Genomic DNA, 14,114 nt, shown 5'->3' with positions numbered 1-14,114 from the left:
CGTATGGTTCTTTCTATGGCAAAATCTCCTGATAACGATGTCGTGGCGGAGAAGGAAGGTTCGGGCTGTGTGCCGGAGATGACCGGCAATGACGTTTTGTCGATGGCCCGGCGAATCGATAAAATGCTCGATCGTGGAGAGGTGTCGCTGTCTGATTTGCAGGCTGCCGTGCGCCGTCTGCGTGACGATGCGTTTCTGCGCCGGGCTACACGTCTGCATCGGTATCCTGGCGGGACCAGCCCGTCGGACACAGCGGAGCGTTTCTCCGCAGTGGTCAGACTTGTGCTTGCCAATGCATCCGGATGTGCAGGCCCGGAACAGGACGGTCACTCACAGAGTGTAAGCGATCCTGCTGAAGCGCTCGGACGGTTTCGTTCACAGGTAGAGCGTACACATTTCGCAGCCGTGTTCACCGCTCATCCGACATTTGCGCTTGCGAACCGCGTCTATGCGGCGCTGGCAGGTTATGCCTCGGCACCCGAACCGCTTGATTCGGCTCCCGATTTCGAAACACACCGCCGGACGGCCCCTCCAACGCTGGAAGAAGAATTCACCCTCGCATCTGAAGCAATTTTGCGCGGTCGTGATGCGATTGATGACTTCGTTGCCGGCCTTCTCCTCGCTGCGCGCGACCAGTGGCCGGATGCGTGGTCTCGAATTCTCCCCAGACCGGTGATCGTCACGAGCTGGGTTGGGTATGACACTGATGGCCGCACTGATATTGGCTGGTGGGATACCATGCGTCTTCGTCTTCGCATGAAGCTGTTTCAGCTTCAGCGAGTCCGGGCGCAGGTCATGGACGCAGGCGTGGAGGCGCCCATCCTTGTCAGTCGCCTGTCCCGTGCCTGTTACACGGTTGAAGCGCAGATTGCCGCATGTCCGAAAGGAAGTGATCCGGAGGCTACGGTTGAATTCTCCAGCCTGATCGTGGATCGCAGCGCGGACGCCATCGCCGATCCGGTTGTTCTTGCCGATCCTTTTCAGGACGCCATCGACGCCGCTCCTGCGGATGCAACGCTCAAACTCGCGGTCGCGCGCGCCGGTTTGTTCGCACATGGCATGTCGGCGGCTCACAGTCACACGCGACTGAATGCTACGCAGATCCACAATGTTATCCGCCAGCGCCTCCGCCTCACCGATGACCCTGCTGATCCGGCTCACCGGCGTGCATTGCTTTCCAGGATCAATGAGGCACTGGATATCGTAACGCCTGTTCCTGTCGATTTCGGCGCTCTGCTCGTCGAACAGGCCTCGGCGGCCCGGTTGATGATGACGATCGCGCAGATCGTCAAACATATTGATACGGTCACTCCGGTGCGTTTTCTGATCGCTGAAACTGAGAGTGGGTACACGCTGCTGGCCGCTCTGTGGCTGGCGCAACATTTCGGTATTGCCGAAAAAATAGAAATTTCACCACTCTTCGAAACGCGGGAAGCGTTGCTTGGCGGCGCACAGATCATTGATGAAGCTCTGCGATCGCCGCACTGGAGGGCTTATCTTCGCGCCACAGGCCGGATGGCTCTTCAGTTCGGGTATTCCGATTCGGGTCGCTATGTTGGTCAGCTGGCAGCGACTTATCTTGTCGAACGTCTCAGATTCAAAATTGTCGATCTTCTGAGGAAATGGGATCTGCCCGATATCGAGGTGATTCTGTTTGACACGCACGGTGAAAGCATCGGGCGTGGCGGTCATCCGTTCCGTCTGGCTGACCGGCTGGATTATCTCTCGCCCGGGCATGTACGGGCGAGGTTTACTGAGCAGGGTGTGAAATACCGGGAGGAAACGGCCTTTCAGGGTGGCGATGGCTATCTTCTCTTCGGTGCCCCGGAACTGGCCAGTGCGAGCATCGCGACTATTACGGAACATGTCTTCGAACCGGCCCGGAGTCTGAAAGATCCGGTTTATGATGAGCCTGATTTTTCATCGGATTTTTTCTCGACCATTGCCGAGGCTATGACTGGCCTGGTCGCCGATCGGGGTTATGCGGATCTGCTTGGCGCTTTCGGTCCGGCACTGATCGATAAAACAGGTTCTCGTCCGGCGGCCCGGCAGAGCGAGGGGAGGGGAGCCACACCCCGTATTACACATCCCGGGCAGCTTCGTGCGATCCCGAATAATGCCATTCTTCAGCAGCTTGGCTGGTGTGCTAACACTATTCAGGGGCTGGGATCTGCGGCGCGTCGGCACCCTGAAACCTTCGACACATTCCTGGAGCATAGTCCGCGGTTCCACAGAGCCCTTGATTTCGCGGCTCATGCGCTGGCGCATTCGGATGATCAGGTTCTGCGCAGTGTGATCTGGCTGCTCGATCCCGGTTACTGGCTCGACCGGGCAACAGCCGAGCTGCGTCCGGCTCAGCGTGAGCGCTACCTCTCCGTCATGCACGATCTCGAAAGTCTGGATTTCTGGGCTGACACTCAGTCCATGTTCCGGCGGATTCAGGCCGATCACCTCGCTCTGCGCGCAGCATGGCCGGATGCTCCTGTGATGGCAGCGCCGGAACGGCTGTTGCATGCGATCAGAATCACGCTCATCGAGCGCATCTGGGTGCAGGCGACGAAAGTACCATTCTTCATGCCTCGCGGAAATTTTACGCGTGAGGTGATGATGCAACGTATTCTTTGTCTCGAGATTCCATCTGTCCTGCGGGAACTCGAAGCTGTTTTCCCGCATGGGGGTGATCCGCTGGAGTTTGATTTCCACGAGCCAGCCGGCCCACAGAACGAAAATTCCTACAGCGAGGAGCACGAGGAAATCTTCCTGCCGATGCAGGCAATGTTCCAGACCATGCGGGAAATCAGCATCGCGATCAGCCACAGCATCGGAGCTTTTGGCTGAACAAAACGTGGCTTGCGCATTTGTGTTTATGCAACTGCTGCACGTCTCCTGCGACGCTTTGGCCTTGACCTTACGGTCTGCGGGTCGCATCTCTGTGGAAACCGGACTGATTTAGTCCATAATGGCGGGGAGGCCCGCCGCAACGGACGGAAACCATGCTCAGGCTGTCGAAACTGGCCGATTACGCCGTTCTGACCCTTGTCGGACTTGGCCGTCATGACGAGGTCGTGACGTCATCCGCACTTGCGGCAGAGACGGGCGTACCGGAACCCACCGTGGCCAAGGTTCTGAAAACGTTGTCGGCAGACGGACTTCTGGTATCGCAACGGGGCGCACGCGGCGGGTACCGTCTGGCCTGCAAGCTGGAAGATATCTCGGTCGCGCGCGTCATAGCCGCTGTTGACGGGCCGATTTCACTGACAGCCTGCGTCAGCGGAGGCGGATGCGATAATGGCGCTGACTGTGCGCTTTACGGGAGCTGGGATGTCGTCAACGAAGCCATCCGGGATGCGCTGGCCGGTATATCGATCGCGAAAATGGCGGAGATGAGTATGCCGGCACGGCGGATCCGTGCGGAACTTTGTGCATCCCGGGATAATACGCTGCACGATAGTAAGTCTGCCGACCAGGTCGGCACGTTCGGAGGATAAGGGGATCATGCCAGCTATTACCGAAACTCGCGAGCAGGTCGAAAAGCTTGGTCAGTCTTCTTACAAATGGGGATTTGAGACCGACATTGAGATGGACGTTGCCCCAAAAGGACTTAACGAGGACACGATCCGTCTGATCTCTGCCCGTAAAGAAGAGCCTGACTGGCTTCTCGAATGGCGGCTGGCGGCGTTTCGGGTCTGGCAGACCATGACAGAGCCGACCTGGGCCAAAGTCACTTATCCGCCAATCGATTATCAGGATGTGCATTACTACGCCGCTCCCAGGAAAAAGCCGGGCCCAAAATCGCTTGATGAAGTCGATCCGGAGCTTTTGCGGACGTATGAGAAACTGGGTATCCCTCTGCACGAACAGGCGCTGCTTGCTGGTGTGGAAGTGCCTGAAGGGGAAGAAGCGCGTCTGCCGGTCGCGGTTGACGCTGTGTTCGACAGTGTTTCAGTCGCAACGACGTTCCGTAAAACTCTGGCGGAAGCTGGTGTGATCTTTTGCCCGATCTCGGAAGCCGTGCGTGATCATCCTGATCTGGTCAGAAAATATCTCGGCAGTGTTGTCCCGGCCGGTGACAATTTCTATGCGGCGCTGAATGCCGCCGTATTTACGGACGGGTCTTTTGTCTTCATCCCGAAGGGCGTGCGCTGCCCGATGGAGCTATCGACTTATTTCCGCATCAACGCACGCAATACGGGTCAGTTCGAGCGGACGCTGATCGTCGTGGAAGACGGTGCCTCGGTCTCGTATCTGGAGGGGTGTACTGCCCCTATGCGTGATGAAAATCAGCTTCATGCCGCTGTCGTTGAGCTCGTGGCGATGGAAAATGCCTCGATCAAATATAGCACAGTGCAGAACTGGTATCCGGGCGACGAGAACGGACTTGGAGGAATTTATAATTTCGTCACCAAGCGCGGCGCCTGTCGTGGAGCAAAGTCCAAAATCTCGTGGACGCAGGTTGAGACCGGATCGGCCATTACCTGGAAATATCCGTCCTGCATTCTCCAGGGCGAAGGCTCCGTGGGTGAGTTCTACTCTGTGGCTGTGACGAATAATTATCAGCAGGCCGATACCGGCACGAAGATGATCCATATCGGTAAGAACACGCGCTCGACGATCATCGCCAAGACGATCAGTGCCGGGCATTCTGACAGCACCTATCGCGGGCTGGTGCGGATGCTGCCAAAGGCTTCTAACGCACGGAACTTTACGCAGTGCGACAGCCTTCTGATCGGCGATCGCTGTGGTGCCCATACGGTGCCTTACATCGAGAACCGCAATATGTCGGCGCGGATAGAACATGAAGCAACGACGTCAAAAATTTCCGAAGATCAGATGTTCTACTGTCGCCAGCGCGGTCTGTCGCAGGAAGACGCGGTCGGGCTGATCGTCAACGGCTTTTGCAAGGATGTGCTGAAGGAGTTGCCTATGGAGTTTGCTGTCGAAGCACAGAAACTTCTCCAGATCAGTCTTGAAGGCAGTGTCGGCTAAAGCATCAGTCGCCCGTGCATCGGCGCGGACATTAGCGGATATTAAGAGAAAGCAGGATCTTTGTCGCGAGGCTGGCAGGGAGTCCGGGAGTGGAAAAGATGAGCGAATTACTGAAAATTTCCGGTCTTCATGCCAGTATTGATGCTGATGGCATCCCCAAGGAAATTCTGCGTGGCGTCGATCTTGTTGTGCCGCCAGGCGAGGTGCATGCCATCATGGGACCCAACGGATGTGGTAAATCCACACTGTCCTATGTGCTGGCCGGCCGTGAGGAGTATGATGTCACTGCTGGATCAGTCTCTTTCATGGGGCAGGATCTCCTGGCGATGGAACCTGAGGAACGTGCTGCCGCGGGGCTCTTTCTGGCCTTTCAGGCGCCAGTCGAACTTCCTGGCGTCAATAATGCTAATTTTCTGCGCACAGCAGTAAACGCCGTGCGGCGTGCCCGTGGCGAGCCCGAACTGGACGCCGTTGGTTTCCTGAAAACTGTCAGAGCGGCGACAAAAAATTTGTCGATGTCCGACGACATGCTGAAACGTAATGTCAATGTCGGGTTCTCGGGTGGCGAAAAGAAGCGAAATGAAGTGCTTCAGATGACCATGCTGCAGCCAAAACTCGCCATTCTCGATGAGACGGATAGTGGTCTCGATGTCGATGCGCTCCGTATCGTTGCTGAAGGTGTCAAAAATCTTCGCTCCCCGGATTTCTCGGCGCTGGTTATCACCCATCATCAGCGCCTGCTGGAGTATCTGGGTCCGGACCGCATCCACGTGATGGTACGGGGGCGGATCGTTCGTAGTGGTGGCCCTGAGCTGGCGAAACAGATTGATGTGGAAGGATATGCGTCCTTCCTCACGGAGGCGGCATGAACGCTCTGGCACCATCAGGTCGAAGCCTTGCGCCATTCGAGGCCCGGCTGTCCGGGGTTCATGATGTGGAACGCAAGTCTGCGGCAGGCGATCTCGCAAGGACGGGCCTGCCAGGTCCGCGTGTCGAGGCATGGCACTACACGAACCTGCGGGCGCTCAGCGGACATGTTTTCGCTGAATCTGACGTGCTGTTCGATGAAAAAGAAGCACGTGCTGTCCTGGCGTCTGTGATCCCGGAGGGTAGTATCTTTGAAAAACTACCCCGCCTTGTGCTGGTGAATGGCAGAATTGCACCAGGTCTTTCTTCATCGACAGCATCGCTGCCGGAAGGCGTCTCCTGGTCCTCCTTTGCCTCTGCTCCCGATTTCGGAACGCAGACATCGCCACAGCGTGATCCGCTGGTAGCGCTGAATACGGCGCTGGCGTCGGATGGTATGCAATTGTCGGTAGCCACCGGTGTGAAAGCCGGGCAGGTTTTGCTTGTGTCTCTGGCGCTTTCATCATCCGGGGTCGTGTCATTCCATCCGCGGCATAATGTGGCGCTGGCGCCGGAGGCATCGCTGACACTTATTGAAATCTCTGCCGGAAATGACGGACAGGAGTTGTATTTTCATAACCCGGTTCTGACGTGTTCCTTGGCGGAAGGCGCACATCTGGAGCATGTGAAGCTCCAGCAGGAAGCCGGAAATGCCATTCATCTGGCAACGGTTTATGCTGACATCGCCGGGCATGCGACTTATGAAAGTTTTACTCTGACACTGGGTTCTGCGTTGGCGCGTCACGAGGTTCACGCAAGCCTTGCCGGCGCGCATGCGGCTGTTCATGTAAATGGCGCGCAGCTTCTTGGAAACACGCAGGTTGGCGATATCACGAGTGTGATCACGCATAGTGCGCCGGACTGTATTTCGCGGCAGACAGTGCGAAATGTGCTGACGGACCGCTCTCGTGCGGTGTTTCAGGGTAAAGTGCTGGTCGAACGCGTTGCGCAGAAGACCGATGGTTACCAGATGAACCAGGCGCTGCTGTTATCGCCAACGGCTGAGATTGATGCCAAGCCGGAACTTGAAATTTACGCTGATGACGTACGATGCAGTCACGGGGCGACGGTTGGTGCTCTTGATGAGGAACAGCTTTTTTATCTTCGCAGCCGGGGTATCGCGGGTGCGCAGGCCCGGCAAATGCTGGTCGAGGCATTTCTGATCGAAGCCACTGATCTCGTGCGGGATGAAGTCGCCCGTACTCTGCTGGATGGTGCTCTGGCAGATGCGCTGCTGAACCGGATTACGGCAGAGGAGAGAGGATCATGAGCGCCTCTGATACTGACGTTTTAAGCCAGGCGGATCTCTCGCATCTGCGCGCGCAGTTTCCGATCCTGTCACAAACTGTGCATGGAAAACCACTGGTTTTTCTCGATAGTGCGGCTTCAGCGCAGAAACCGGATGTCGTGATCGACGGGATGGCGGAGATGATGCGTACTCAATACGCGAATATTCATCGTGGTTTGCACTGGATGAGCGAGCGCAGCACAGAGGCTTACGAGGCCGCCCGTACACGAGTCGCTGAATTTCTTGGTGCCGCTGCACGCGAGGAAATTGTTTTTACCCGCAACAGCACCGAGGCGATTAATCTCGTTGCCTATTCCTACGGTTCGCTGCTCAGGCCCGGGCAGGCTGTTCTGATTTCGGAAATGGAACACCACGCCAATCTCGTGCCCTGGCAGATGCTGCGTGACCGGATCGGGATCGAATTGCGGGTCGCGCCCATCACAGATGATGGCGATCTGGATCTCGATGCTTACGGTGCGTTGCTCGCGGATGGCAAGGTCGGGCTCGTGGCCATCACGCATATGTCGAATGTGCTGGGTACAGTCACGCCGGCGGAACGTCTGGTCGCAATGGCACACGAAGCCGGCGCCAGAATCCTGCTGGACGGGAGCCAGGCCGTCGTCCATCGCCGCGTGAATGTTCAGGATCTCAAAGCGGATTTTTATACATTTACGGGTCATAAGCTTTATGGCCCAACCGGAATCGGCGTGCTCTGGGCCCGTCGCGAACTCCTGGATGCCATGCCGCCGTTTATGGGGGGCGGTGACATGATTTCGTCCGTGACATTCGAGAAATCTGTCTGGGCACCGGTTCCGGCAAAATTCGAAGCCGGAACACCAGCGATTGTCGAAGCTGTGGGTCTTGGAATCGCCATCGACTGGGTGGAGTCCATTGGCTTTGATGCCATTGGTGCCCATGAAGCCGCTCTGACAAAACATGCTTTACGTGTTCTGCCTGAAGTGCCGGGGCTTTCTGTTGTCGGTAAGCCACGTGAACGGGGTGGCGTTGTGTCGTTCACGATGGATGACGTTCATCCGCATGATATTGCGACGCTGCTGGATCGAAATGGCATTGCTGTCCGGGCCGGACACCATTGTGCTGAGCCCCTCATGCGCAGACTGGGGCTCACCGCGACAGCCCGCGCGAGTTTCGCGGCATACACGACTGAGCATGAGATTGATGTTCTCGCCGAAACTCTCCGGCGTATTCGCCAGTTTTTCGTGTAGGACAGAGCAGTGGATGAATGTTCGCTCTATGACACGGTCATCGTTACCCGGTCCCGCTCGCCCCATCATGCGGGAGTGGTTAACGAGCCAACATCCCGGGCTCAGGGCGTTAATCCGCTTTGTGGGGATCGGGTCCGACTATCTGTCCGTGCTGGTCATGACGGGATTGAAGACCTCCGCCATGAGACACGTGGCTGTGCAATCTGCATTGCAGCAACGGATTTGATGGCGGAAGTGGTCACAGGCCGGACGAGAACTGATGCCCTTGAACTGGGGCAGCGGTTTACCGATATGCTGGAGAGCCAGTCGCCACCAGGCGAGGTGGCAGATGACGCTGATATGCCAGAAGTATTACGGGCCTTTCTGCCGTTGAAAACCCACCGTTCACGTCTCCGGTGTGCAACATTGCCCTGGACCGCGCTTGGGGAGGCGCTGAATCATGACTGATCCCGTTACGATCAATAATCAGAACCAGACCGATGTGGCAGAGGCACCATCGGATCAGTCCCGGTCTGTGCGGCATATTTCGGACGTCGCGGATACTCATCAGGCTGCAGTCGCGCACTGGACACCTGACGGAGAGGTTCTGCCTCATTCCGGGGTTCCGTCTGAAGAGGCTGTGATCGAGGCGATTGCGACGGTGCATGATCCCGAGATTCCAGTGAATATCTATGAACTCGGGCTGATTTACGCGATTGATCTGCATGATGATGGACGGGTGAAAGTCGAGATGACGCTGACTGCTCCGAATTGCCCGAGCGCACAGGAGTTGCCCGTGCAGGTGCGTGAGGCGATCGAAAAAGTGAAGGACGTCACGTCAGCGGAAGTCGATGTCGTGTGGGATCCGCCATGGGATATGTCGCGGATGAGCGATGAAGCCCGCCTCGCCCTGAACATGTTCTGATGCAGGAGAAGACAATGACCGTATCCGAAAATGTGGCGTTCCCGGCTGTACAGCCAAAAACGCGCGCTCCCCGTGCGCTCCCGCCAGTGGTGACGTTGTCAGATGCTGCGGCAGACAGACTGTGCGGTCTTTATGAAAACGCCCATGCCGGGGAGTTGCTGCGTATCTCCGTGACCACGAAGGGCTGTTCCGGAAAAGCCTATGACATGGATTTCGTGGCAGAACCTGGTGAACCGGGCGATGAACGAGTGATGGATAAGGGAGTAACCGTGCTGATCGATCGCAAGGCCGTCCTTTTTCTGATCGGCTCGGAGATGGACTACCAGAGCGGTGAATTTGAATCGGGCTTCGTCTTCAGTAACCCGAATGAAAAAGGACGCTGTGGCTGCGGAATGAGTTTCCACGTCTGATTTTCCGGGCTCAGACAATGTAAATTCTATCTGATCTGTTTATCTGGTTCCAACTGAACGACCCCGCTTAATAACGTCATTTCCAAAGCGGTTCCGCAGAGTGTCGATAGCATGCTGCATTGCGACACGAGTCTGTGATCCTGCATCCGCGAGGTCCGGCGGATCGGCCACGGCAAGTGGGGCCAGTCCATTTGAGCCCAGACCGAGAAGGCGAAAGGACTCTTTCCCGATCCCGTCGCCAAGAAGATCTCTGGCCGCGCTAAAAAGTCTGTCGGGAAGAACCGTTGGTGATATGAAAGTCGTCGCTCGACTCGTTGTTCGAAATGCAGCTGTTCGCAGCTTCAGAGAAATACCGGTTGCTGCGAAGCCTTTGCGACGGAGGCGGCTGGCGAGTTGTTCGCACAGCTCCCATAGTTCCCGTTCGAGTATCATCGGGTTGCTGATATCGGTGCTGAATGTCTTTTCGGCACTCACCGATTTTGTGGGCCTCAGGGGCGTCACAGCACGATCATCCTCGCCCCGGGCTCTCGCCGCCAGGCTCGGACCGCGCGGTCCGAGGCGACGCAATGCTTCAGTGTTGCTGAGGGCGGCAAGGCCGGCGAGATGCACAAAACCCTGACGATGCAAAGCCTGTTCCTGAGCTTTGCCAATACCAGGTAATATCCGGACAGGTTTTTCCGCAAGCCATTCGCGTGCTTCTGAACCGATGACACCAAAGCCCCGCGGCTTATCAATCGAGGCTGCAAGCTTCGACATCAGCGGGTTGGCGGCGAGGCCGATGGAGATTGTCACTCCCAGTTTCCGCTCCACGATCAGTGCCAGCCGGGCAACCGTCACGCAGGGCGGAGCACCGTGAATCTGCTCAGTTCCGGAAAGATCGAGTGTGGCCTCATCAATCGACCTGACTTCGACAAGCGGCGTCAACTCACACATGAGCTCCCGGATTCGGGCCGACACAGCACGATAGGCGTTCATATCCGGAGGAAGAATAACGGCATCGGGGCAGAGTTCCCGTGCGCGCCGCATGGACATAGCGGAGCGCGCTCCGTTCAGGCGGGCGATATAGCAGGCAGTGCTGACGACACCCCGGTCACCGATGCCACCAACCAGGAGAGGGAGATTGGTAAGTTCCGGACGTCGCTGTTTTTCAACGCTCGCGAAGAAAGCGTCGCAATCGACATGCGCGATAGCAAGGTGGACAAGGTCGGGATGGGCAACAAGGCGTCGCGATCCGCAGACAGGACATCGTGTCGGCACTGTCTGCCGGAGCGGGATAAACAGGCCGGGACAATCCCGGCACAGAACTGAAGTGGTTTCTTCGCTCAGCTGATGGTCTCCGCGGCGTCCCACAGCCATGCGGCGCCACGCACGCCGGAACTGTCACCATGCAGGTTCGGGAGAATTTGCGTCTCACATTTCGGGGTAATCACATGTCTTGGCAGCAGTGACGGGATGCGAGCCAGGGTCTTGCGAAGGTTGGAAACGCCGCCGCCGAGGACAATAGCATCCGGATCAAGAAGGTTGATGACGAGAGAGCAGGCACGCGCCAGCCGATCAACATAGCGATCCAGTGCGGCCTGCGCGGTCTTGTCGCCGGCAGCAGCAGCGTCCTCGATTCCTTCGGCACTGCGATTCCCTGCGCCTTTCCAGTCAGCTGCAAGCGCCGGCCCGCAAAGGAAGCGCTCGAGGCAGCCTTCGTTGCCGCAGAAGCACTTCGGCATCGGAAATTCGTCAATACGTGGCCAGGGAAGGGGGGTATGCCCCCACTCGCCGGTAACATGATGCAGGCCAGTCACGAGGTGGCCGTTAATAACGAGGCCGCCACCCATGCCAGATCCGATGATAACACCAAAGACGATGCTCTTGCCTGCGGCTGCGCCGTCAATTGCCTCGGAAAGCGCAAAGCAGTTGGCGTCATTTTCAACCCGCACCGGACGACCCGTGACGTCCGGCAGGTCACGTTCAAATGGTTTGCCATTCAGCCATGTAGCATTCGCATTCTTTACCAGGCCATCGGCCTTGTTTGTCGAGCCAGGTATCCCGACTCCCAGCGGAATGCTTCTGCCGTCTTCGCCGATGCCAAGTTCAGTGACAGCAAGATCAGCAAGGTTACGGATGGTTGTCAGAAGACCATTATATTCTCCGGGATTGGGAACCCGGCGTCTGAAACAGATGTTTCCTGACTGATCAATGGCCGCCAGTTCGACCTCGGTTCCGCCGACGTCGATTCCCAGACGCAATTTATTCATCGTGCTCGCTCTGTCCCGGCATGCCGGTCAGCGGGACGTGCCCGGACCGGGATTGAAGGTCTGTCTGACTGCAGGAATCACCTATGCAGAGGAATATGTCTATATTGCAGAGCATTTTTTGAAACGGATTGAAGCTGGTGAGCGAGACTCTTCTGGATGTGCGAGGACTTAGTTGTCCTCTGCCTGTGCTTAAAGCCAACAGGGCATTGCGTGCTCTGACGGGAGGTGAGCACCTTCGTGTTCTGGCAACAGATCGTGCGTCTGCGTCGGATTTCCGGTCATTTTGCCGTGAAACCGGGCATGATCTCATTGCATTTGGCGAAGAAGCCGGGGTGCTGTCATTCGTGATTCGAAAGAAACAGGACACCCCGGCCGGGTCGACAGATAATGGTGCAACGACAATTCAGGACCGATGAAAACGCGGCCATCTTTTTGTTCGCTTTGCATGTTTGGTATGTCTCCGGGCTTGGCAAAAGACGGGCGCGCGAGGTAAGGGCTGCGGCCTGATGACCAGTGAGGATGCCATTTGACATGACGGGCGACATTGCTTCCCTGTCCTTTGAGGATGCTCTTTCCGAGCTTGAGCGTATTGTGAAGAGTCTCGAAGGAGGCCAGCTCAGACTCGAAGATGCTATTGCGTCCTATGAACGTGGTGCCGCATTGCGCGCCCATTGCGAGAACAAACTGCGTGAAGCAGAGGCTCGCGTCCAGGCGATCGTTCAGAGAGCTGACGGCTCGCTGGACACCCGAACTTTGGATTGATTCTCGTCATGACCAACCCCGGTGTAAGCCAGCCTCCTGTGTCTTCCGAACGCGAGTCCGAAGCGTTGCGCGTCTCTCTGAAAGAACGCGCTGTCGCTATTGAAGCTATGCTCGGCAGGCTGATTCCACAGACGAAAGGGGCTGAGGCCAGGCTGATGGATGCCATGCGCTACGCAACTCTTGGCGGTGGAAAGCGACTGCGCGGTTATCTGGTGGCTGAAGTGGCATCGTTGTTCAGCAGCAATGCCGATGTTGATGAAGGCGGCGCATACCGGGCAGCGGCCTCGGTGGAAATGCTCCATGCCTATTCGCTCGTGCATGATGATCTGCCGGCGATGGACGATGATGATCTGCGTCGTGGTCAGCCATCCACGCATCGTAAATTTGACGAGGCAACAGCCATTCTTGCGGGCGACGCCCTGCAGACAAGGGCCTTTGAGGTTCTTGCTGAGATCGACACACATCCTGACGCTGCCGTGCGACTGGATCTCGTCCTTGCTCTGGCTCAGGCTTCTGGTGCCGCGGGTATGGTCGGTGGTCAGATGATCGACATGGAAGGTGAGGGGCGGGCTCTTTCTCTGGCCGAAGTAAGCCACCTGCACGCACTTAAGACAGGATGTCTCATCCGCTTCTCTGCGGAAGCCGGTGCTATTCTCGGACGGGCTAACCCCGGGCAACGCAGGCAAATTGTGGCCTACGGCCGGGATATCGGGGCCGCGTTTCAGATCGCCGATGATGTGCTGGATGCGACGGCAAGCGCCGAAGAACTGGGAAAGACAGCAGGTAAGGATCTTGCAGCGGAGAAATCGACTTTCGTTGCCCTGCTTGGCATAGAAGGCGCCCGGAGCCAGGCCGAAACACTGGCTCAGCGCGCCTGTGACGCATTGCATATTTTCGGAGACAAAGCTGAACGGCTGCGCGATCTTGCGCGTTACGTCGTCGAGCGCAGGAGCTAAATCCATGAGCGATTCGTCAGGCTCGTGTCCCTCCCGGGGACGTTTTCCGTTACTGGACCGGGTAGATTACCCGGTTGATTTACGGAATTTGTCGACGGATCAGCTGAAGCAGGTAGCGGACGAGCTCCGTTCGGAGACGGTTGACACGGTTTCGACGACTGGCGGTCACCTTGGAGCCTCGCTCGGGGTGGTTGAACTGACCGTCGCGCTGCATGCTGTGTTTGATACGCCCGATGACCGGGTGATCTGGGATGTCGGCCATCAGGCTTATCCGCATAAAATCCTGACCGGCCGTCGCGACCGGATCCGTACATTGCGTCAGCCAGGCGGCCTGTCGGGCTTCACCCGGCGCTCGGAGAGCGAATACGATCCGTTCGGCGCGGCTCACTCCTCCACCTCGATCTCGGCCGGTCTCGGCATGGCCGTG

15 protein-coding genes are annotated in these 14,114 nt (G+C 57.3%); 13 read left to right on the top strand and 2 right to left on the bottom strand.

What is annotated here, in order from left to right; all coding sequences use genetic code 11:
• Positions 1–3: 3 nt before the first annotated feature.
• From GOB85_RS06720 to GOB85_RS06680, 9 genes are all read left to right on the top strand, one after another.
• Positions 4–2,838 carry a phosphoenolpyruvate carboxylase gene (locus GOB85_RS06720; RefSeq protein WP_173576792.1) on the top strand — a complete coding sequence of 945 codons (2,835 nt, stop codon included), beginning with the start codon at positions 4–6 and terminating at the stop codon, positions 2,836–2,838.
• A 155-nt stretch (positions 2,839–2,993) separates the two neighbouring features.
• Positions 2,994–3,488 (top strand): SUF system Fe-S cluster assembly regulator, encoded by a 495-nt coding sequence (locus GOB85_RS06715; protein WP_173576791.1) that lies wholly within the window; start codon positions 2,994–2,996, stop codon positions 3,486–3,488.
• 7 nt (positions 3,489–3,495) lie between these two features.
• Positions 3,496–4,986 (top strand): Fe-S cluster assembly protein SufB, encoded by a 1,491-nt coding sequence (sufB, locus tag GOB85_RS06710; protein WP_173576790.1) that lies wholly within the window; start codon positions 3,496–3,498, stop codon positions 4,984–4,986.
• 98 nt (positions 4,987–5,084) lie between these two features.
• A complete protein-coding gene (gene sufC / locus GOB85_RS06705) occupies positions 5,085–5,855 on the top strand; it encodes a Fe-S cluster assembly ATPase SufC (RefSeq protein ID WP_173576789.1) in 771 nt (256 codons plus the stop codon).
• Positions 5,852–7,162, top strand: a complete 1,311-nt coding sequence (gene sufD, locus GOB85_RS06700) for a Fe-S cluster assembly protein SufD (RefSeq protein WP_173576788.1) — start codon at positions 5,852–5,854, stop codon at positions 7,160–7,162. The genes sufC and sufD overlap by 4 nt, the downstream gene beginning before the upstream one ends.
• The gene (locus GOB85_RS06695) at positions 7,159–8,406 is read left to right on the top strand and encodes an aminotransferase class V-fold PLP-dependent enzyme (RefSeq protein WP_173576787.1); all 1,248 of its coding nucleotides are present in this window, start codon (positions 7,159–7,161) and stop codon (positions 8,404–8,406) included. Before sufD ends, GOB85_RS06695 begins: the two co-directional genes overlap by 4 nt.
• Before the next feature lie 9 nt (positions 8,407–8,415).
• Entirely contained in the window at positions 8,416–8,853 is a 438-nt protein-coding gene (sufU, locus tag GOB85_RS06690; protein ID WP_173576786.1) for a Fe-S cluster assembly sulfur transfer protein SufU, read from the top strand.
• On the top strand, positions 8,846–9,310 hold the full coding sequence (locus GOB85_RS06685; RefSeq protein WP_194298703.1) for an SUF system Fe-S cluster assembly protein: 465 nt from the start codon (positions 8,846–8,848) through the stop codon (positions 9,308–9,310). The genes sufU and GOB85_RS06685 overlap by 8 nt, the downstream gene beginning before the upstream one ends.
• A 14-nt stretch (positions 9,311–9,324) precedes the next feature.
• On the top strand, positions 9,325–9,720 hold the full coding sequence (locus GOB85_RS06680) for a HesB/IscA family protein (protein WP_173576785.1): 396 nt from the start codon (positions 9,325–9,327) through the stop codon (positions 9,718–9,720).
• Positions 9,721–9,759: 39 nt separating this feature from the next.
• On the opposite strand, the gene GOB85_RS06675 is transcribed toward GOB85_RS06680, so the two are convergent.
• The gene (locus GOB85_RS06675; RefSeq protein WP_173576784.1) at positions 9,760–11,076 is read right to left on the bottom strand and encodes a DNA polymerase IV; all 1,317 of its coding nucleotides are present in this window, start codon (positions 11,074–11,076) and stop codon (positions 9,760–9,762) included.
• Complete coding sequence (locus tag GOB85_RS06670) at positions 11,043–11,969, bottom strand: ROK family protein (protein WP_173576783.1); 927 nt, start codon at positions 11,967–11,969, stop codon at positions 11,043–11,045. Before GOB85_RS06670 ends, GOB85_RS06675 begins: the two co-directional genes overlap by 34 nt.
• A gap of 137 nt (positions 11,970–12,106) precedes the next feature.
• Between GOB85_RS06670 and GOB85_RS06665 the strand changes: the two genes are divergently transcribed.
• The 4 genes from GOB85_RS06665 to GOB85_RS06650 form a co-directional block, all read left to right on the top strand.
• Entirely contained in the window at positions 12,107–12,385 is a 279-nt protein-coding gene (locus GOB85_RS06665; protein ID WP_173576782.1) for a sulfurtransferase TusA family protein, read from the top strand.
• A 115-nt stretch (positions 12,386–12,500) separates the two neighbouring features.
• The gene (locus GOB85_RS06660; protein WP_173576781.1) at positions 12,501–12,731 is read left to right on the top strand and encodes an exodeoxyribonuclease VII small subunit; all 231 of its coding nucleotides are present in this window, start codon (positions 12,501–12,503) and stop codon (positions 12,729–12,731) included.
• A gap of 8 nt (positions 12,732–12,739) precedes the next feature.
• Entirely contained in the window at positions 12,740–13,687 is a 948-nt protein-coding gene (locus tag GOB85_RS06655) for a polyprenyl synthetase family protein (protein WP_173576780.1), read from the top strand.
• A 4-nt stretch (positions 13,688–13,691) separates the two neighbouring features.
• Positions 13,692–14,114, top strand: a 423-nt coding sequence (locus GOB85_RS06650; protein ID WP_277875868.1) for a 1-deoxy-D-xylulose-5-phosphate synthase N-terminal domain-containing protein, incomplete at its 3' end; no start/stop codon positions are given.

It is taken from the genome of Acetobacter fallax, from assembly GCF_011516735.1.
In the GTDB taxonomy this organism is placed as follows: Bacteria; Pseudomonadota; Alphaproteobacteria; order Acetobacterales; family Acetobacteraceae; genus Acetobacter; species Acetobacter fallax.
The sequence above is the reverse complement of the archived record's forward strand: the minus strand, read 5'-3'. Positions and strand labels throughout refer to the sequence as shown.